Origin of the sequence: uncultured Streptococcus sp. (assembly GCF_915066115.1) — a bacterium.
Lineage (GTDB): Bacteria > Bacillota > Bacilli > Lactobacillales > Streptococcaceae > Streptococcus.
This window is the reverse complement of sequence record NZ_CAJZDT010000024.1, coordinates 1-19,136: the sequence shown is the minus strand read 5'-3', so window position 1 is coordinate 19,136 and position 19,136 is coordinate 1. Positions and strand designations below refer to the sequence as shown.

At 39.4% G+C, this 19,136-nt stretch carries 20 protein-coding genes; 18 read left to right on the top strand and 2 right to left on the bottom strand.

Translation table 11 applies throughout. The annotated features are described in order from the left end of the window. The 18 genes from QZ565_RS03035 to lacG form a co-directional block, all read left to right on the top strand. Positions 1-718 (top strand): TlyA family RNA methyltransferase (locus QZ565_RS03035; protein ID WP_295525382.1); only part of this gene is annotated, 718 nt, incomplete at its 5' end. Continuing rightward, the gene (locus tag QZ565_RS03030; RefSeq protein ID WP_101781983.1) at positions 711-1,142 is read left to right on the top strand and encodes an arginine repressor; all 432 of its coding nucleotides are present in this window, start codon (positions 711-713) and stop codon (positions 1,140-1,142) included. The genes QZ565_RS03035 and QZ565_RS03030, both read left to right, overlap by 8 nt. A 6-nt stretch (positions 1,143-1,148) precedes the next feature. After that, positions 1,149-2,816 (top strand): DNA repair protein RecN, encoded by a 1,668-nt coding sequence (gene recN, locus QZ565_RS03025; RefSeq protein ID WP_295525376.1) that lies wholly within the window; start codon positions 1,149-1,151, stop codon positions 2,814-2,816. A gap of 1 nt (position 2,817) precedes the next feature. Then, a complete protein-coding gene (locus tag QZ565_RS03020) occupies positions 2,818-3,546 on the top strand; it encodes a metallophosphoesterase family protein (RefSeq protein ID WP_295525373.1) in 729 nt (242 codons plus the stop codon). A gap of 78 nt (positions 3,547-3,624) precedes the next feature. Continuing rightward, positions 3,625-5,448, top strand: a complete 1,824-nt coding sequence (lepA, locus tag QZ565_RS03015) for a translation elongation factor 4 (protein ID WP_001047207.1) — start codon at positions 3,625-3,627, stop codon at positions 5,446-5,448. A 57-nt stretch (positions 5,449-5,505) separates the two neighbouring features. After that, on the top strand, positions 5,506-6,150 hold the full coding sequence (locus QZ565_RS03010) for a hypothetical protein (protein WP_295525369.1): 645 nt from the start codon (positions 5,506-5,508) through the stop codon (positions 6,148-6,150). A gap of 208 nt (positions 6,151-6,358) precedes the next feature. Further along, complete coding sequence (locus tag QZ565_RS03005) at positions 6,359-6,835, top strand: PTS sugar transporter subunit IIA (protein WP_004260657.1); 477 nt, start codon at positions 6,359-6,361, stop codon at positions 6,833-6,835. Positions 6,836-6,873: 38 nt separating this feature from the next. Then, positions 6,874-7,179, top strand: coding sequence for a PTS sugar transporter subunit IIB (locus QZ565_RS03000; RefSeq protein WP_000590547.1), 306 nt, complete (start codon positions 6,874-6,876; stop codon positions 7,177-7,179). A gap of 47 nt (positions 7,180-7,226) precedes the next feature. After that, entirely contained in the window at positions 7,227-8,702 is a 1,476-nt protein-coding gene (locus tag QZ565_RS02995) for a PTS galactitol transporter subunit IIC (protein ID WP_042751083.1), read from the top strand. Positions 8,703-8,800: 98 nt separating this feature from the next. Continuing rightward, positions 8,801-9,709 (top strand): aldose 1-epimerase family protein, encoded by a 909-nt coding sequence (locus QZ565_RS02990; RefSeq protein WP_295525361.1) that lies wholly within the window; start codon positions 8,801-8,803, stop codon positions 9,707-9,709. Between the two features lie 278 nt (positions 9,710-9,987). Beyond that, on the top strand, positions 9,988-10,413 hold the full coding sequence (gene lacA, locus QZ565_RS02985) for a galactose-6-phosphate isomerase subunit LacA (protein ID WP_000029277.1): 426 nt from the start codon (positions 9,988-9,990) through the stop codon (positions 10,411-10,413). Positions 10,414-10,443: 30 nt separating this feature from the next. Next, positions 10,444-10,959 (top strand): galactose-6-phosphate isomerase subunit LacB, encoded by a 516-nt coding sequence (lacB, locus tag QZ565_RS02980; RefSeq protein ID WP_001216913.1) that lies wholly within the window; start codon positions 10,444-10,446, stop codon positions 10,957-10,959. Positions 10,960-10,969: 10 nt separating this feature from the next. Continuing rightward, positions 10,970-11,899 carry a tagatose-6-phosphate kinase gene (locus tag QZ565_RS02975; RefSeq protein ID WP_295525354.1) on the top strand — a complete coding sequence of 310 codons (930 nt, stop codon included), beginning with the start codon at positions 10,970-10,972 and terminating at the stop codon, positions 11,897-11,899. 1 nt (position 11,900) lies between these two features. Further along, positions 11,901-12,881, top strand: a complete 981-nt coding sequence (lacD, locus tag QZ565_RS02970) for a tagatose-bisphosphate aldolase (RefSeq protein WP_001229114.1) — start codon at positions 11,901-11,903, stop codon at positions 12,879-12,881. A gap of 232 nt (positions 12,882-13,113) precedes the next feature. Next, positions 13,114-13,950, top strand: a complete 837-nt coding sequence (locus QZ565_RS02965; protein WP_004254529.1) for a PRD domain-containing protein — start codon at positions 13,114-13,116, stop codon at positions 13,948-13,950. 35 nt (positions 13,951-13,985) lie between these two features. After that, entirely contained in the window at positions 13,986-14,303 is a 318-nt protein-coding gene (locus QZ565_RS02960) for a PTS lactose/cellobiose transporter subunit IIA (RefSeq protein ID WP_001078320.1), read from the top strand. Beyond that, positions 14,303-15,994 (top strand): lactose-specific PTS transporter subunit EIIC, encoded by a 1,692-nt coding sequence (locus QZ565_RS02955; RefSeq protein ID WP_295525347.1) that lies wholly within the window; start codon positions 14,303-14,305, stop codon positions 15,992-15,994. Before QZ565_RS02960 ends, QZ565_RS02955 begins: the two co-directional genes overlap by 1 nt. Before the next feature lie 214 nt (positions 15,995-16,208). Further along, positions 16,209-17,615, top strand: coding sequence for a 6-phospho-beta-galactosidase (gene lacG, locus QZ565_RS02950; protein ID WP_295525345.1), 1,407 nt, complete (start codon positions 16,209-16,211; stop codon positions 17,613-17,615). A 41-nt stretch (positions 17,616-17,656) separates the two neighbouring features. On the opposite strand, the gene QZ565_RS02945 is transcribed toward lacG, so the two are convergent. Both QZ565_RS02945 and QZ565_RS02940 read right to left on the bottom strand, forming a co-directional pair. Continuing rightward, positions 17,657-18,424 carry a DeoR/GlpR family DNA-binding transcription regulator gene (locus tag QZ565_RS02945; protein WP_004254516.1) on the bottom strand — a complete coding sequence of 256 codons (768 nt, stop codon included), beginning with the start codon at positions 18,422-18,424 and terminating at the stop codon, positions 17,657-17,659. Positions 18,425-18,566: 142 nt separating this feature from the next. Next, positions 18,567-19,136 (bottom strand): ribonucleotide-diphosphate reductase subunit beta (locus QZ565_RS02940; RefSeq protein ID WP_295525340.1); only part of this gene is annotated, 570 nt, incomplete at its 5' end.

The window sequence follows — 19,136 nt, the reverse complement described above, 5'->3', positions numbered from 1 at the left end:
AGTCCTTAATGGAGAACGGTTTGACAAGCCAGGAGAGAAAATTCCAGATGACACCGAGCTAAAACTCAAGGGTGAAAAACTCAAGTATGTGAGTCGTGGTGGCTTGAAATTGGAAAAAGCCTTGCAGGTCTTTGATTTGTCAGTAGAAGGGTCAACAACGATTGATATCGGTGCTTCTACTGGAGGTTTTACTGATGTTATGCTACAGAATGGTGCTGAGTTGGTCTTTGCAGTTGATGTTGGTACCAATCAGTTGGCTTGGAAATTACGCCAAGATCCACGAGTTGTCAGTATGGAGCAGTTTAATTTCCGATATGCTGAAAAGACTGATTTCGAAAAGGAACCGAGCTTTGCCAGTATTGATGTCAGTTTTATTTCCCTCAGTCTGATTTTGCCTGCCTTACACAGAGTCTTGGCAGATCAAGGTCAGGTTGTGGCTCTAGTTAAGCCTCAGTTTGAAGCAGGACGTGAGCAGATTGGAAAAAATGGAATTATTCGAGTTGCTAAGGTTCATCAGAATGTCCTTGAATCTGTCACAGCTATGGCAGTAGAGGAAGGTTTTTCAGTCCTTGGTTTGGATTTTTCTCCTATCCAAGGCGGTCATGGAAATATTGAGTTTTTAGCGTATTTGAAAAAAGAAGAGTCAGCAAGCAATCAGGTTCTTGCTGATATTGAAGAAGTAGTAGAGAGGGCGCATAGTCAATTTAAAAATGAATAAAAAAGAGAGACTTGAAAAAATTAGACGATTTGTGACAGATTATCAAATCGGCACGCAGGAAGAAATCGTAGAACATTTGAAAGAAGCAGGCATCACTGCAACTCAAGCGACGGTATCCCGAGATATCAAAGAACTAGGGATTGTCAAAATTCCTTTGAGAGACAATACTTATGTCTATGAATTGCCAAAATCAATCGTAAAAAGTTTGCAACTGGCTGAAGACAATATTGAGTCTGCAGACTTGATGGATAAGATGATCAATCTCCAAGTTATCCCAGGAAATACAGCTTTTGTAAAAGCTCAGTTAACCGAGACTTTTGCGGACAAGATTTTTAGCTGTTTGGCTGATGATAGCTCGATTTTAGTCATTGCCAGAAGTGAAAGTCTAGCTGAGGAAATCTTTGAACAAGTAAAAAATTGGTAGGTTTATATGTTACTTGAAATTTCGATAAAAAACTTTGCCATTATTGAGGCTATTTCCCTCAATTTTGAAAAGGGGATGACAGTCCTGACTGGTGAAACGGGTGCAGGGAAGTCGATTATCATTGATGCCATGAATATGATGTTGGGAGCTCGTGCGACGACAGATGTTATTCGTCATGGTGCGCCAAAGGCAGAGATAGAGGGGCTTTTCTCAGTTGAGAATAGTCGCCTTTTACAGGAAATTTTTGATGAGCAAGGTTTGGAAATGGGTGATGAGATTATCATCCGTCGAGAAATCTTGCAAAATGGTCGTAGTATCAGCCGTGTGAATGGCCAGATGGTTAATCTGTCTGTATTGCGTGCTATTGGGCAACATCTTGTGGATATTCATGGTCAGCATGACCAAGAAGAGTTAATGCGTCCTCAACTGCATATCCAGATGTTGGATGAATTTGGCGACGCAGCTTTTTGGGACTTAAAAGAAACCTATCAAACGAGTTTTGATGCCTATCGAAAAATGCGCAAGCAGGTTCTGGAAGTCAAGAAAAATCAACAGGAACATAAGGCTCGTATTGAAATGTTGGAATTTCAAATGGCAGAAATTGAGGCTGCAAACTTGCAAACTGGTGAAGACTTGACTCTCAATCAAGAGCGAGAGAAACTCCTCAACCATAAAAATATTGCGGATACACTGACTAATGCCTACAGCATGTTGGACAATGAAGATTTTTCAAGTCTGGCTAATGTTCGTTCGGCCATGAATGACATGGAAAGTGTCGAAGAGTATGACCCTGACTACCGTGAAATTTCGAGCTCTCTGTCTGAGACCTACTATGTCTTAGAAGACATTAGCAAGCGTCTGGAAGCTATTATTGAGGACCTTGATTTTGACGGCAATCGTCTCATGCAGGTCGAGAATCGTTTGGATCTCCTTCATACTATTACCCGTAAGTATGGTGGGACTGTAGACGATGTCTTGCTTTACTTTGCTAAAATTACAGAAGAATACAATCTCTTGACAGGAAATAACCTCTCGTCTGAAGACATGGAAGCAGAGCTTAAGAAATTGGAAGTCAATCTTGTCGATTTGGCAGGTCAACTTGCCTCTGCTCGTCATGATTTGGCCCAGCAACTCGAAGCTGAGATTAAACAAGAACTACAGGACCTGTATATGGAAAAAGCTCAGTTTCAGGTTCGTTTTAGCAAGGGCAAATTCAGTCGTGAGGGAAATGAAATGGTTGAGTTTTACATTTCAACCAATCCTGGTGAAGACTTTAAACCCTTGGTTAAGGTTGCATCTGGAGGAGAATTATCTCGTCTCATGCTAGCCATTAAATCTGCCTTTTCTCGCAAAGAAGGTAAGACTAGCATTGTCTTTGATGAGGTGGATACAGGAGTATCAGGTCGTGTAGCTCAGGCTATTGCGCAGAAGATTCACAAGATTGGTCAGCATGGTCAGGTTTTGGCTATTTCCCATTTGCCACAAGTGATTGCGATTGCAGATTATCAATTCTTTATTGAGAAGATTAGTAATGAGCATTCAACGGTTTCGACTGTTCGTCTCTTGACGGTTGAAGAGCGAGTTGAGGAAGTTGCCAAGATGTTGGCAGGTGATGATGTGACGGAAGCGGCCCTGACGCAAGCTAGAGAATTGTTGAGAAACAGGGAGAAATAAGATGACAGACTATTATGTAATTGGAGATGTTCACGGAAAAGCTGGGATGCTAGAAGACCTTCTCAAAACTTGGGATGGTCAAACCCAGTTACTCTTTCTAGGCGATTTGATTGACCGCGGTGAAGATAGTCGTCGTGTTCTAGAGATGGTTAAAGACTTGGTCGATAATAAAGAGGCTATCTGTTTGTCAGGAAACCACGAGTATATGTTTTTGACATGGCTAGATGATCCAGAAGAAAGCTATGATCACTATCGTCGCAATGGTGGAGATACAACCATTAACTCTATTCTAGGTCGTCCCTTGGATGCACCAGTTGACGGAGTAGAAGATGCCAAGCGTGTTGCTACTGAAGCGGCAGATTTGGTCGAATTTATTCGTCAAATGCCGTTTGTGGTAGAGACAGACAAGTATATCTTTGTTCACGCAGGTATTGATTTGACCTTGGATGACTGGCATGAAACAACAGATTATAAAAAGGTCTGGCTTAGAAAACCATTCCACGAAGCAGAAAATCATACTGGAAAAACCATTGTCTTTGGTCATACACCGGTTTATGGCTTGTTGAAGCAAGATCGCGGTACAGCTGAGCTTTGGATGACAGAAGATGGCAAGATTGGGATGGACGGAGGAGCTGTTTATGGTGGTGTCCTTCATGGGATTGTCTTTACTGACCAAGGAATGATAGAACACCACTTTATCGAAAATGACGGCTTTGTTGCTGAAGATTAGTACTCCTAGCAGGGTATGGTCTTGTCAAAAAATCAAAAACAATTTATAATAAATAGATACCCTGAAAGGAAGAGAATCATGAACTTAGAAGAATTGAAAAAACGACAGGAGAAGATCCGTAACTTCTCTATTATCGCCCATATTGACCATGGGAAATCGACTCTAGCAGACCGCATTTTGGAAAAGACGGAGACGGTTTCAAGTCGTGAAATGCAGGCTCAGCTGTTGGATAGCATGGATTTAGAGCGGGAACGTGGGATTACTATTAAGTTGAATGCCATTGAGCTCAATTATACTGCTAAAGATGGGGAAACTTATATTTTCCACTTGATAGACACACCTGGGCACGTGGACTTTACCTATGAAGTTTCACGTTCGCTAGCTGCCTGTGAGGGGGCTATTTTGGTGGTCGATGCTGCCCAAGGGATTGAGGCTCAAACTCTTGCTAACGTTTATCTAGCCTTGGACAATGATTTGGAAATCATGCCAGTCATTAATAAAATTGACCTGCCAGCTGCAGATCCTGAGCGCGTGCGTACAGAAATTGAAGATGTCATTGGTTTAGATGCCAGCGAAGCAGTCTTAGCATCTGCCAAGGCTGGTATTGGTATCGAAGAAATTCTCGAGCAAATCGTAGAAAAAGTGCCAGCTCCAACAGGTGATGTGACGGCGCCACTTAAGGCCTTGATTTTCGACTCTGTTTACGATGCTTACCGTGGGGTTATCCTCCAAGTTCGTGTCATGGATGGAGTTGTTAAACCTGGCGATAAGATTCAGCTCATGAGCAATGGCAAGACCTTTGATGTTACGGAAGTTGGTATCTTCACACCTAAAGCAGTTGGTCGTGATTTCCTCGCGACTGGTGACGTTGGTTATATTGCGGCCTCTATTAAGACGGTTCAGGACACTCGTGTGGGTGATACCGTTACCTTGGCAACCAATCCTGCTGCAGAGCCCTTACATGGCTACAAGCAGATGAACCCGATGGTCTTTGCGGGTCTTTATCCAATTGAGTCAAACAAGTATAATGACCTTCGTGAAGCCCTTGAAAAATTACAACTGAATGATGCCAGCTTGCAGTTTGAACCAGAAACATCTCAGGCACTTGGATTTGGTTTCCGTTGTGGATTCCTTGGACTTCTTCATATGGATGTTATCCAAGAACGTCTGGAGCGCGAGTTCAATATCGACCTCATCATGACAGCTCCATCCGTTATTTATAAGGTTAATTTGACAGACGGGGAGTCTATGGATGTGTCAAACCCGTCTGAATTCCCAGACCCAACCAAGATTGCGACAATTGAAGAGCCGTATGTCAAGGCTCAGATTATGGTACCGCAAGAGTTCGTAGGAGCAGTAATGGAGCTAGCTCAGCGCAAGCGTGGGGACTTTGTGACGATGGATTATATCGATGATAATCGTGTTAATGTTATCTATCAAATACCACTCGCTGAAATCGTCTTTGACTTCTTTGATAAGCTTAAGTCTTCAACTCGTGGCTATGCAAGCTTTGACTACGAATTGTCAGAGTATCGTCCGTCTAAGCTGGTCAAAATGGATATCCTTCTCAATGGAGACAAGGTGGATGCCCTCAGCTTTATCGTTCACAAGGACTTTGCCTACGAACGTGGGAAACTCATCGTTGATAAGCTCAAGAAAATCATACCTCGTCAACAATTTGAAGTACCAATCCAAGCAGCTATTGGGCACAAAATCGTGGCTCGTACTGATATCAAGGCCCTTCGTAAGAACGTACTTGCTAAATGTTATGGTGGTGACGTTTCTCGTAAACGTAAACTCCTTGAAAAACAAAAAGCTGGTAAGAAACGCATGAAAGCTATTGGATCAGTAGAAGTCCCACAAGAAGCCTTCCTCAGCGTCTTGAGTATGGATGAGGAATAGAAATGAAAACAAAACTCTTGAAGATTTCTCAAGAGTTTTTGTTATTACTGTTATGATTTGACATCTATCCTTAATTCTACTATAGTAGGTAGTGGAGGAAGTTTATTTTTAGCAACAATATTGATATCAAGTTTTGCATTAACGGCATGTTCAAATAAGAGTCAAACAGAATCTAGCACGAAAGTGATTACTAGTTCTTCAAGTAGCCAGGAATCGTCTACCTCGACGACTACAAGTTCTGATAAGAAGACTGAAGAAACACAGGTTATTGGTTCTGATGAGTATGGGTTTGTTAAAGTACCAAAGTCTTGGATTAAGTTCAATGAAGTACAGGGAGGCAATGATATTCAATATTCAGACGGTACGGATGTCAATATTGTCACTTTGAATACTTTTAAAGCAGAACAATTTGGTATTTCTGATAATGAATTTCAAAAACTTGAAACAGTTCGTATTTCTGATAGTATTTTTACTTCAAAAGAAAGTAATCCAGAATTCACTAAAGTATGGGGTTCTAAGTCAACTATTGGAGGTTATGAAGCCTATGTAGTTAACGCAATTTCTAAGTCTGGAAAATACATCATTACATGGATTTTTAAATCTAGTGATGGTAAGTTCAGATATGTTGCTTTAGAAGGGACTCCAGAAACATTAAAAAATCTACTTCCCATGATTGAAGAGAGTTGGACAATTCAAAAATAATTATTAAAGCAGGATTGGTATCCTGTTTTTTTGTTTAAGTCATTAAAAATCGTTTCAAATGTTTGTTTTAAATGTTTGTTTTGCTTATAAAGATAAAAAATAAACAAAACAATCAAAAAAAGGACAAAAAACAACAAAAAATATTGACAACGATTTCATATAGTGTTATACTTATAGCATAAAGTTAATGGAAAGAAGGGAAAACCTTATGGGATTAGATCATTTCTTTGACAAAAACCTTGTGTTTTGCTTAGAAGCGGATAATCAAGAACATCTCTTTGATCAGGTCGCAACTTTATTGGAAGAACGAGAAATCGTGACTCCGACCTATCGTGAAGCCCTGATCACTCGTGAAAAGTCATTTCCAACTGGCTTAGATATGGAATTTTTGGGTAAGGATTTGCCGAATGTGGCTATTCCTCACACAGATATTGTTCATAATCTTGCCGAAAAAGTTGTGGTAGTTCGATTAGAAAAACCAGTGACTTTCCACAATATGATTGCACCAGATAAGGAAGTAGAAGTATCCTTGCTCTTCTTTATCATTAATAACTCAAGTTCAAGCCAAACGAACATTCTTGCTCAGTTGATGGACTTCTTTACTGGAAATGGTCATCTTGAAGACCTATCAAAAATTTCTGAACCAGAAGCCATCTATGCTTATATTGCTGAAGCAATTGCTTAATCTTGTCTATTAAAAATATTAAATCGGAGGAAATCCATATGATTAAAATTCTTGCTGCCTGCGGTGCAGGTGTTAACTCAAGCCACCAAATTAAAAGTGCTCTTGAAGAAGAACTTTCAAACCGCGGTTTCGATGTTCACTGTGATGCGGTAATGGTCAAAGACGTTAATGAAGACCTTATCAAAGGTTATGACATCTTCACACCAATTGCTGCGACAGACCTTGGTTTTGACCCAGGTATTCCAGTTATCGAAGCTGGACCAATCTTATTCCGTATCCCAGCTATGAGTGCTCCAGTATTTGACAATATTGAAGCAGCTATCAAAGAACACGGATTAAGCTAATTTTAATTTGTTAACATTCATATAACTATAAAAAGGGAGGAACTATTATGGATGTCATTATCGAACTAGCCAATAAGCTGTTCAAACCTATCTTGGATATGGGTGGACCAATCATCATGCTGATCATTTTGACAGTATTGGCTCTACTTTTTGGAGTGAAATTCTCCAAAGCGCTTGAAGGTGGTATCAAACTTGCCATCGCTCTTACAGGTATCGGTGCCATCATCGGTATGTTAAATGGTGCTTTCTCAGCATCACTTGCAAAATTCGTTGAAAACACTGGTATTCAATTGAACATCACCGACGTTGGTTGGGCACCACTTGCTACAATCACTTGGGGATCTGCTTGGACACTTTACTTCTTGCTCATCATGTTGATTGTCAACGTAGTGATGCTTGCTATGAAGAAAACTGACACACTTGACGTTGATATCTTCGATATCTGGCACTTGTCTATCACAGGTCTTTTGATTAAATGGTATGCTGACAACAATGGAGTTAGTCAAGGGGTTTCTCTCTTCATCGCAACTGCAGCAGTTGTCCTTGTAGGTGTTCTTAAAATCATCAACTCTGACTTGATGAAACCTACATTTGATGACCTTCTTAACGCTCCAAGTTCATCTCCAATGACTTCAACTCACATGAACTACATGATGAACCCAGTTATCATGGTTTTGGATAAGATTTTTGAAAAATTCTTCCCAGGTCTTGATAAATATGACTTTGATGCTGCTAAATTGAACAAAAAAATCGGTTTCTGGGGATCTAAATTCTTCATCGGTTTCATCCTTGGTATCGTTATCGGTTTGATGGGTACTCCACATCCAGTTGAAGGACTTAAAGATGCAGCAAACTGGCAAGAAGTTATCAAAGGTTGGTTGTCTCTTGGTTTGACAGCCGGTGTAGCTTTGGAACTCTTCTCACTTATCGGTTCATGGTTCATTGCTGCCGTAGAACCACTTTCACAAGGTATTACAAACGTTGCTACTAAACGTTTGGAAGGACGTAAGTTTAACATCGGTCTAGACTGGCCATTCATCGCTGGTCGTGCTGAAATCTGGGCTTGTGCAAACGTACTTGCACCAATTATGTTGATTGAAGCAGTGCTTCTTTCAAACGTCGGAAATGGTATCTTGCCACTTGCAGGTATCATCGCTATGGGTGTTACTCCAGCTCTCTTGGTTGTAACACGTGGTAAATTGCTCCGTATGATTATCTTCGGAACACTCTTGTTGCCACTCTTCCTTCTTTCAGGTACACTTATCGCGCCATTTGCAACAGAACTTGCTAAAGGTGTAGGTGCCTTCCCAGAAGGTGTGAGCCAAACTCAATTGATCACTCACTCAACTCTTGAAGGACCAATCGAAAAACTTCTTGGTTGGACAATTGGTAACACTACAACTGGTGATATCAAAGCAATCCTTGGTGCTGTAGCCTTCCTTGTATTCTATATCGGTATCTTTGCATGGTACAGAAAACAAATGATCAAACGTAACGAAGAGTACGCAGCAAAAGCAAAATAATGCGCTCCTATAAAATGTAAATTGTTGAAACTAGGTTGTCATACCATTAGGAGTGACAGCCTAGTTTTTTATAAACTATCAAGAAATCGGAGAAAATAATGGTAATTGAATTAAAATCAGAACAATTAAGAGTTCAATTTAACAGTTTTGGTGGGGCTCTTTCTTCTATAAAAGATGCTGAGGGACTGGAGTATTTGTGGCAAGGCGATGCCACTTATTGGAGTGGACAAGCTCCTGTTCTCTTCCCCATTTGTGGTTCATTGAGAGAGGATACAGCCCTTTATATAGATGAGAAGGGACAAGAAAGAAAAGGAAACATTCCTCGTCATGGTTTGGTTCGTAAGAAAGAATTTGAATTAGTTGAACAGACAGACAAGAGTGTAACTTTTGCAATTGAAGACGATGAGAATAGCTATCAAAACTATCCTTATCATTTCCGCCTAGAAATCACTTATAGCCTTACTGGCAAGACAGTACGGACTCAATACAAAATATTTAATAAAGAAACTAGCAAGGTCATGCCTTACTTTATTGGTGGACATCCAGGATTTAATTGTCCTCTACTTGATGATGAAGACTATGAAGATTATTATTTAGAGTTTGAGAAAGAAGAGACTTGCTCTGTTCCACGTCCTTTCCCAGAAACAGGTATGTTGGATTTCCAAGATAGAAGTCCATGGCTAGAAGGTCAAAAAGAATTAGACCTCAGCTATGATTTGTTCAGTACAGATGCAGTTACTTTAGATGAATTGCAATCTAGAACAATTGCCCTTCGTTCTCGTAAGCATGATAAGGGATTGAAAGTGCACTTTGCAGAGTTCTCAAATCTCATTATCTGGTCAACTTTGAATAAAGGTCCTTTCATTGCTTTTGAACCATGGTCTGGCCTGTCAACATCCCTTGAAGAAGGAGATCATCTAGAAGATAAGAAGAATGTTCGTCTCCTAGAACCTGGTCAAGTGGATCAAATTAGTTTTGATATCGAAATTTTTAAGTTTAAAAAATAAAACACAAAAACAAACATTTACTGTTGACTTTTTCAGAAAATAGGAGTATATTATGTTTGTAAATAACAAATGATGTTTGTAACAAACAAATAATCACTTGTTATATTCTCTTTCGTGGAGAAAGATTATTTCTAGGGAACTGGTTTCCTAAACTTGAATAAGGTGTTATTCATCTCATTCAATCCAATTTGTCAATAAACTGCTAGAAAGCTTTTGTAGGTAAACTGCTAACTATAAAAGGTTTTACTAGCCTAGAAAAATAAAAAGGAGTATACAATATGTCTATTGTTATCGGTGCAGATGCTGCAGGTTTAAGATTGAAAGAAGTTGTGAAAGATTTCTTGGAAAAAGAAAACTTCCACGTTGTGGATGTTACAGCTGAAGGTCAAGACTTTGTTGATGTGACTCTTGCTGTTGCTGCAGAAGTAAACAAAGAAGAACAAAACCTTGGTATCGTGATTGATGCTTATGGAGCTGGTCCATTTATGGTTGCAACTAAAATCAAAGGAATGGTTGCCGCAGAAGTTTCTGACGAACGTTCAGCGTATATGACTCGTGGTCACAACAACTCACGTATGATCACTATGGGTGCACAACTTGTTGGTGATGAATTGGCTAAAAATATTGCTAAAGGATTTGTTAACGGTAAATATGATGGTGGCCGTCACCAAATTCGTGTTGATATGTTGAACAAAATGTGCTAATTAGATTACAGTAAGAAAGGTAAGTTAAAAATGAGAATTGCAATTGGATGTGACCACATCGTAACAGATGAAAAAATGGCGGTTTCAGAATTTTTGAAATCAAAAGGATATGAAGTTATTGACTTTGGTACATACGACCATACACGTACTCACTACCCAATATTTGGTAAAAAAGTAGGGGAAGCTGTAACTAGCGGTCAAGCTGATCTTGGGGTATGTATCTGTGGTACTGGTGTTGGTATCAACAACGCTGTAAATAAAGTTCCTGGTGTTCGTTCTGCCTTGGTTCGTGATATGACAACAGCCCTTTATGCTAAAGAACAATTGAACGCTAATGTTATCGGTTTTGGTGGTAAGATTACTGGTGAATTGCTCATGTGTGACATCATCGAAGCTTTCATCCATGCTGAATACAAACCATCTGAAGAAAACAAGAAATTGATTGCGAAAATTGAACACGTTGAAAGTCACAATGCTCAACAAACAGACGCAAACTTCTTCACTGAATTCCTTGAAAAATGGGATCGCGGAGAATACCACGATTAAGAGGTGACCTATGATTTTAACAGTCACAATGAACCCATCCATTGATATTTCCTATCCCTTGGATGAGTTGAAGATTGATACTGTCAATCGTGTGGTGGATGTAACAAAAACTGCTGGTGGTAAAGGACTAAACGTTACTCGAGTCCTTTCAGAATTTGGTGATTCTGTTCTTGCTACTGGTTTAGTGGGTGGCAAACTTGGTGAGTTTTTGGTTGAAAATATCGATGATCAAGTAAAGAAAGATTTCTTCTCAATTCAGGGAGAAACTCGTAACTGTATCGCTATTCTCCACGGAGACAACCAAACAGAAGTTCTTGAAAAAGGTCCTGAAGTATTGGAACAGGAAGGTCAAGACTTTTTGGAACATTTCAAAAATCTCCTGGAGTCAGTTGAAGTAGTAGCCATCTCAGGTAGTCTGCCAGCTGGTCTTCCAGTTGATTACTATGTGAGTTTGGTAGAACTTGCTAATCAAGCTGGCAAGCCTGTAGTCTTGGACTGCTCAGGTGCAGCTCTTCAGGCTGTTCTTGAATCATCACATAAACCAACAGTCATCAAACCAAATAATGAGGAATTGTCTCAACTTCTAGGAAGAGAAGTTTCTGAGGATTTGGATGAATTAAAAGAAGTTCTCCAAGAACCTTTGTTTGCAGGTATTGAGTGGATTATTGTTTCACTTGGTGCCAACGGTGCCTTTGCCAAACATGGGAACACTTTCTACAAGGTAGATATTCCTAGAATTCAGGTAGTCAACCCTGTCGGATCTGGAGATTCTACTGTGGCAGGAATTTCTTCAGGACTTCTTCATAAAGAATCGGATGCAGAATTACTCATCAAGGCAAATGTCCTTGGTATGCTCAATGCTCAAGAAAAAATGACTGGTCATGTCAACATGGCTAACTATCAAGCTCTATATGATCAATTAATAGTAAAAGAGGTATAAAATGGCTTTAACAGAACAAAAACGTGCACGCTTAGAAAAACTTTCTGATGAAAATGGTATCATCTCAGCTCTTGCATTTGACCAACGTGGTGCTTTGAAACGCCTTATGGCTCAACACCAAACAGAAGAACCAACAGTGGCTCAAATGGAAGAACTCAAAGTCTTGGTAGCAGATGAATTGACTAAATACGCTTCATCTATGCTTCTTGACCCTGAGTATGGACTTCCAGCAACTAAAGCTCTTGATGAAAAAGCTGGTCTTCTCCTTGCTTATGAAAAAACAGGTTATGACACAACAAGTACAAAACGCTTGCCAGACTGCTTGGATGTTTGGTCTGCAAAACGTATTAAAGAAGAAGGTGCAGATGCAGTTAAATTCTTGCTTTACTATGATGTAGATAGCTCAGACGAACTTAACCAAGAAAAACAAGCTTACATCGAACGTATCGGTTCTGAATGTGTGGCTGAAGATATCCCATTCTTCCTTGAAATCCTTGCTTACGATGAAAAAATTGCGGACGCAGGTTCTGTAGAATATGCTAAAGTAAAACCACACAAAGTTATTGGTGCTATGAAAGTCTTCTCAGACCCACGCTTTAACATTGATGTCTTGAAAGTAGAAGTTCCTGTTAACATTAAATATGTTGAAGGCTTCGCTGAGGGTGAAGTAGTTTACACACGTGAAGAAGCAGCAGCCTTCTTCAAAGCTCAAGATGAAGCAACTAACTTGCCATACATCTACTTGAGTGCTGGTGTATCAGCTAAACTTTTCCAAGATACTCTTGTATTTGCTCATGAATCAGGTGCAAACTTTAACGGAGTTCTTTGTGGCCGTGCTACATGGGCTGGATCAGTTGAAGCATACATCAAAGATGGTGAAGCAGCAGCTCGCGAATGGCTTCGCACAACTGGTTTTGAAAACATTGATGAGCTCAATAAAGTTCTTCAAACAACAGCGACTTCATGGAAAGAACGCGTGTAAGCAAGTCCTCCTAGGTTAGGAACATGAATCTAAAAAAATTTAAAAAAGTTGTATGTAAAGGTTTACAAAATAACTTACTTGTGCTATACTTAAATCACAAGTTAATACAAGGTGAGTGTTACTAAGTAATATTAGGCATGATCACAGGTGAATTAGAAATCGGCTGATTTTCTAGTTCATTTGTGGTCATTTTTTGTACTCATATACCTTTAAGATATAAAAGGAGGTTGACATGTATCGAATTCTAAATCCAATGAATCACAATGTCTCGCTTGTCAGAAATGATAAAGGAGAAGAAGTGATTGTGATTGGTAAGGGGATTACATTTGGAAAGAGGAAGGGAGATTTGATTACTGAACAGCATATTGAGAAAATCTTTCGGATGAAGACAGAAGAGTCAAGAGAAAACTTTATGGCTCTCCTCAAAGATGTTCCGCTTGATTTTATCACAGTGACCTATGAAATCATTGATAAGCTATCAAAGAAATATCATTATCCAATTCAAGAGTATCTCTACGTAACCTTGACAGATCATATTTACTGTTCTTACCAAGCTCTAGCACAAGGAAGGTACAAGGATAGTAATCTACCAGATATTTCCACTAAGTATCCTGTCGCTTTTCAAATCGCAAATGAAGCTTTTGAAATTTATCGTCAGAAGCTAGCAGATCATTTTCCTGAGGACGAAATTATTCGGATTGCTTATCATTTCATTAATGCCGAAGGTGAAAATGAAGTGGAACTTGTGGAGTCGATTGATAAGAGGAAAGAAATTCTCAGGAATGTTGAAGAAGTTTTAACGGACTATGCAATTCAACGAACCAAAGAGAATAATCATTTCTATGATCGTTTTATGATACATTTGAATTATTTCTTGGATTATTTAGACAGATCTAGAGATGATAACCAATCACTTCTGGATATGGAAGATCATATTAAACAATCCTATCCAAAAGCGTTCGAGATTGGTTCCAAGATCTATGATGTGATTACGCAACATACGGGTCTTGATTTGTATAAAAGTGAACGAGTTTATCTAGTTCTACATATCCAACGTTTATTGTCATAAAAATTTAATTAAAAATACCTAAGGAGAATTCTATCATGAATAGAGAAGAAGTAACATTGTTAGGTTTTGAAATCGTAGCCTATGCTGGCGATGCTCGTTCAAAACTATTGGAAGCCTTGAAAGCTGCTGAAGCTGGCGATTTTGCGAAAGCAGATAGCTTAGTCGAGGAAGCTGGTTCTTGCATTGCAGAGGCTCACCACGCGCAAACAAGTCTATTGGCTAAGGAAGCTTCAGGTGAGGACTTAGCCTATAGTGTAACCATGATGCATGGCCAAGACCACTTGATGACAACTATCTTATTAAAAGATTTGATGCACCATTTAATTGAACTCTACAAGAGAGGAGTTAAGTAATGAATAAATTAATTGCATTTATTGAGAAAGGAAAGCCTTTCTTTGAGAAACTATCTCGTAATATCTACCTTCGTGCCATTCGTGATGGTTTCATTGCAGGTATGCCTGTTATTCTCTTCTCAAGTATTTTTATCTTGATTGCCTTTGTACCAAACTCATGGGGCTTTAAATGGTCTGATGAAGTTGTAGCCTTTCTGATGAAACCTTATAGCTATTCTATGGGTATTCTGGCTCTCTTGGTAGCTGGTACAACAGCTAAGTCATTGACTGACTCAGTAAACCGTAGCATGGAGAAAACCAATCAAATCAACTATATGTCAACACTGTTAGCAGCGATTGTTGGTTTGTTGATGTTGGCAGCTGATCCTATCGAAAATGGCCTAGCTACTGGATTCTTGGGGACAAAAGGTTTGCTTTCAGCCTTCCTTGCTGCCTTTGTTACTGTAGCCATCTATAAGGTTTGTGTTAAGAACAACGTCACTATTCGTATGCCTGACGAAGTTCCACCTAATATCTCACAAGTTTTTAAAGATGTGATTCCATTCACTCTATCAGTTGTTTCTCTTTATGCTCTTGATTTACTAGCTCGTCATTTTGTTGGTGCAAGCGTAGCTGAATCAATCGGTAAATTCTTTGCACCATTATTCTCTGCTGCTGATGGTTATCTAGGTATTACGATTATCTTTGGTGCCTTTGCTTTCTTCTGGTTTGTTGGTATCCATGGTCCATCTATCGTTGAACCAGCTATCGCAGCTATTACCTATGCCAATGCCGAAGTCAACTTGAACCTTCTCCAACAAGGTATGCACGCTGACAAGATTCTTACTTCTGGTACACAAATGTTTATCGTTACCATGGGTGGTACTGGTGCGACACTGGTTGTTCCATTCATGTTCATGTGGTTGACAAAATCCAAACGTAACCGTGCAATCGGTCGTGCTTCAGTAGTTCCAACCTTCTTCGGTGTAAATGAACCAATCTTGTTTGGTGCACCACTTGTATTAAACCCAATCTTCTTCATTCCATTTATCTTTGCTCCAATCGCAAACGTTTGGATCTTCAAATTCTTTATTGAAACACTTGGAATGAACTCATTTACTGCTAATCTACCATGGACAACTCCAGCTCCACTAGGTCTAGTTCTTGGTACGAACTTCCAAGTTCTATCATTCATTCTTGCTGCTCTTCTAATCGTAGTTGACGTAGTCATTTACTATCCATTCCTTAAAGTCTATGATGAACAAATTCTTGAAGAAGAACGTTTAGGTAAATCTAATGATGAATTGAAAGAAAAAGTAGCCGCAAACTTCAACACTGCAAAAGCGGATGCTATTCTTGAAAAAGCGGGTGTAGAAGCAGCACAAAATACAATCACTGAAGAAACAAATGTCCTCGTTCTCTGTGCAGGTGGAGGTACAAGTGGACTTCTTGCAAATGCTTTGAACAAGGCAGCAGCAGAGTACAATGTTCCTGTGAAAGCAGCAGCAGGTGGCTATGGTGCCCACCGTGAAATGTTGCCAGAGTTTGATTTGGTTATCCTTGCTCCTCAAGTTGCTTCAAACTTTGAAGATATGAAAGCAGAAACAGATAAACTCGGTATTAAACTTGCCAAGACAGAAGGCGCTCAATACATCAAATTAACTCGTGATGGAAAAGGTGCTCTAGCATTTGTACAAGCACAATTCGATTAAGGCTAGGGACTATAAAACAGTCTCCTATCGTTACGGAAATCGCTAGGGTGAATTTCCTAATCGCCTTGTTAATTCGTCGGTAAAAAGACATCGTTTTTACCTCCTCATGTCACAATTCGGTGACTTGGTACAAGAAGTGAGATGGAGAAGGATGGCTCACTGACTCCTCTCCTCTCACTTTTACTTTATTTAAATCAAGAAATAGGTGAAAAAAATGACAAAAACATTACCAAAAGACTTTATTTTTGGTGGCGCAACAGCTGCTTATCAAGCAGAAGGTGCTACACATACTGATGGAAAAGGACCAGTTGCTTGGGATAAATATCTTGAAGATAACTACTGGTACACTGCGGAGCCAGCTAGTGATTTTTACAATCGATATCCAGTTGATCTCAAGCTAGCAGAAGAGTACGGTGTCAATGGTATTCGAATTTCTATTGCTTGGTCACGTATTTTCCCGACTGGTTACGGTCAAGTAAATCAGAAAGGTGTTGAGTTTTATCATAATTTATTTGCAGAGTGTCACAAACGTCATGTTGAGCCCTTTGTAACTCTTCACCACTTTGACACGCCAGAAGCTCTCCACTCAAATGGAGACTTCTTAAACCGTGAAAACATTGAACACTTTGTAGATTACGCTGCCTTCTGTTTTGAAGAATTCCCAGAAGTAAACTATTGGACAACCTTTAATGAAATTGGGCCAATTGGTGATGGTCAATACTTGGTTGGGAAATTCCCTCCAGGAATTCAGTACGACCTTGCCAAAGTCTTCCAATCGCACCACAATATGATGGTGTCTCATGCAAGAGCAGTTAAATTATATAAAGACAAAGGCTATAAAGGTGAAATTGGTGTTGTTCATGCCCTGCCTACTAAATATCCTCTAGATCCTGAAAATTCAGCAGATGTTATTGCGGCAGAGTTGGAGGACATTATCCATAACAAATTTATCTTGGATGCAACTTATCTGGGTCACTACTCTGAAAAGACCCTGGCAGGGGTAGAGGCTATCTTGGCTGCCAATGGTGGAAAGCTTGACTTGCGTGACGAAGATTTCGAAGTATTAGAAGCCGCAAAAGACTTGAATGATTTTCTAGGCATCAACTACTATATGAGTGACTGGATGGAAGCCTTTGATGGAGAAACTGAAATTATCCATAATGGTAAGGGTGAGAAAGGAAGCTCTAAGTACCAAATCAAAGGTGTTGGTCGTCGTGTAGCTCCTGATTATGTACCACGTACGGATTGGGATTGGATTATCTACCCTCAAGGTTTGTATGACCAAATCATGCGTGTGAAGAAAGATTATCCGAACTACAAGAAGATTTACATCACTGAAAATGGTCTTGGATATAAAGATGAGTTCGTTGATAACACTGTTTACGATGATGGCCGTATTGATTATGTGAAACAACACTTGGAAGTCTTATCTGATGCTATTGCAGATGGGGCTAATGTAAAAGGTTACTTCATTTGGTCATTGATGGACGTCTTCTCATGGTCAAATGGTTATGAGAAACGTTACGGTCTCTTCTATGTAGACTTTGAAACTCAGGAACGTTATCCTAAGAAATCAGCTCACTGGTACAAGAAAGTAGCGGAAAGTCAGATTATTGATTAAACTTTAGATAAAACTATCCCCACCAATCGGTGGGGATAGTTTTATGGTTTAGAAAGAATAATGTTTGTTTGTTTTGAAAGTTGTTCAAATGTTTCTTTGCTCAGTTTAGAATCTGAAACGATGGTATCAATATCAGAGATATTGTAGAAGGTATAAAAATCAAATTTATTGAACTTACTATTGTCAGCTAGTAAGTATTTTTTATTGGAATTGTTGAGGGCAATACGTTGTGATTCACCTTCCTCTTCACTAAAGGTCGCAATCGCATTGTCCTGAATACCATTACAGCTAACGAAAGCTTTAGAAAATTGGAGATTGGCTAGGTTTTGTAAGGTTAGTGTTCCCACAAAGGCTCCAGTGATAGAGCGATAGTTTCCACCGATTAAAATCAAATCTGTTAGTTTTCGTTCGTTTAGGATGAGAAAGACTGGTAAACTGTTTGTTACAACACGAATATTTTCAATTGGAAGTTCACGGGCAAAAGATTCCAAGGTTGTCCCTGGACCTATAAAAATGGTTTCGCCTTCATCGATTAAATGACCTGCAAAACGGCTAATTTCTTGTTTTTCTGCAATCTGTAAGCTTTGTTTTTCAGTATTGGAACGTTCATTATTTAAAATGGAACCTGTGCGAATTTTTTCAGCTCCACCGTGAACTCGAACAAGTAAATCCTTGTCGGCCAACTCTTGTAAGTAGCGTCTAGCAGTCATATCTGACACATCCAAGCGAGTCATGATTTCTTTTACAGTAATAGTTCCCTTTGTATTTACCGTTTCTAGAATATTATCTAGTTTTTCCTGCTTTAACATCGTTATCACCTCTATTTCTATTACTATTTTATCATAAAGTATGCAATCAATCAATTTAAAAAACAAAAGAAAACAAAAACAAAAATATCATGGTTGTTTTAAACAAACCATGATATTTGTTATCAGTTATGGGACAATTGAATTAGTCCAAACCGTAGTTGTAGTCATCGTCTTGCATGGCTTCAACTTCACCAAGAAGGTAACCATTTCCGACTTGAGAGAAGAAGTCGTGGTTGGATGTTCCGGTTGAAATACCGTTCATAACGATTGGGTTGACATCATCAGCTGAATCTGGGAAGAGTGGATCTTGTCCTAGGTTCATGAGTGCCTTGTTAGCATTGTAGCGAAGGAAGGTTTTGACTTCTTCCGTCCAACCAACACCGTCATAGAGGCTTTCTGTATAGCCTTCTTCATTTTCATAAAGAGTGTAGAGCAGGTCGTACATCCATTCTTTGAGTTTTTCTTGCTCTTCTTCAGGCAATTCATTGAAACCAAGTTGGAATTTGTAACCGATGTAGGTTCCATGAACAGATTCATCACGAATAATCAGTTTGATGATTTCTGCAACGTTAGCTAGTTTGTTGTTACCGAGGTAGTAGAGTGGTGTGAAGAACCCAGAGTAGAAGAGGAAGGTTTCAAGGAAGACGCTGGCAACCTTCTTTTCAAGAGGCGTACCATTGAGGTAGATTTCGTTGATAATTTCTGCTTTTCT